The organism is Micromonospora sp. NPDC047620, assembly GCF_043205005.1.
Taxonomy (GTDB): Bacteria; Actinomycetota; Actinomycetes; order Mycobacteriales; family Micromonosporaceae; genus Micromonospora.
Map to the genome: position 1 here is coordinate 1 of NZ_JBIDDG010000196.1, position 1,062 is coordinate 1,062.

Annotated in this window: 1 protein-coding gene; it reads left to right on the forward strand. The window is 69.1% G+C overall.

Annotation, left to right across the window (positions count from 1 at the left end; genetic code table 11):
* Positions 1-42: 42 nt before the first annotated feature.
* On the forward strand, positions 43-1,062 hold a 1,020-nt coding region (locus ACGF5C_RS35210), incomplete at its 3' end, for an MFS transporter (protein WP_393308801.1).

Genomic DNA, 1,062 nt, shown 5'->3' on the forward strand with positions numbered 1-1,062 from the left:
CACCGTCGTCGACCCCCGCACCTTCGACCCGGAGCCCGCCGCATGAGTCTCCTCGCCCGATTCCGCAGCTTCGATCCGGCGGCTCGGCTGCTGATGATCAACCAGTTCGGCATCAACCTGGGCTTCTACATGCTCATGCCGTACCTGGCCGGATATCTCGCCGGGCCGATCGGTCTGGCGGCGTGGGCGGTCGGGCTGGTGCTGGGCGTGCGCAACTTCTCCCAGCAGGGCATGTTCCTCGTCGGCGGCACGCTCGCCGACCGGCTCGGCTACAAACCGCTCATCGTGGCGGGTTGTCTGCTGCGCACGGCGGGATTCGCTCTGCTGATCTTCGCCACCTCCCTGCCGATGCTGCTGATCGCCTCGGCCGCAACGGGTTTCGCCGGTGCGCTGTTCAATCCGGCAGTGCGCGCGTACCTGGCCGCGGAGACCGGTGAACGCCGGGTCGAGGCATTCGCGGTCTTCAACATCTTCTATCAGGCCGGTATCCTCGTCGGTCCGCTGGCCGGGCTCGCCCTGCTGGTCACCGACTTCCGGGTGACCGCCGCGGCCGCCGCCGTGGTCTTCGCGGTGCTGACGCTCGCGCAACTGTTCGCGCTGCCGCCGCGGCGGGCGGGCGATCCCGCAGTGCGCACGACGGTGCTCGAGGATTGGCGGATCGTTCTCGCCAACCGGCGATTCCTGGCCTTCGCCGTCGCGATGATCGGCTCGTACGTGCTGTCGTTCCAGGTCTATCTGGCGCTGCCGTTGCAGGCCGAATATCTGAGCCCCGCCCACGCGCAGGCGTTGACTTCGGCGTTGTTCGTGGTGTCGGGGGTGGTCGCGGTGGCTGGGCAGCTGCGCATCACCGCATGGTTTCGCCGCCGGTGGGGGACCGGCCGCGGTCTCGTGGCCGGCATGGGCGTGCTGGCCGCGTCCTTCCTGCCGCTGCTGCTGATACCGGGGCCGCGGCCGTTCGGCACGGTGGCTGCCGTTGCGGCGCTGCTGATTTCGGCGGCGATTCTGGCGGTCGGGACCGCGGCGGTCTTCCCGTTCGAAATGGATACGGTGGTCTCGCTGTCC